At 75.4% G+C, this 281-nt stretch carries 1 pseudogene; it reads left to right on the forward strand.

The window, feature by feature from the left end:
* A pseudogene (locus AC0I8G_RS25885) lies at positions 1-281 on the forward strand (formate-dependent phosphoribosylglycinamide formyltransferase); the annotation flags it as partial.

The raw sequence follows: 281 nt of genomic DNA on the forward strand, positions 1-281 counted from the left end.
ACACCGGCATGGTCACCCTGGCCACCCAGTTCCTCAGCGAGTTCGACCTGCACGCCCGGGCCCTCCTCGGCCTGCCCGTCGACGTCGAACGGCACTCCACCGGCGCCAGCGCCGTGATCTACGGCGGCGTCGACGCCGTCGCGCTCTCCGCCGACGGGGCTGCCGAGGCGCTCGCCGTGCCCGGCAGCGACCTGCGCTGGTTCGGCAAGCCGGAGAGCTACACCCGTCGCCGGATGGGCGTCGCGCTGGCCCGGGGGGCCGACGTCGAGCAGGCGCGCGAC

The organism is Kineococcus sp. AC630, assembly GCF_979255925.1.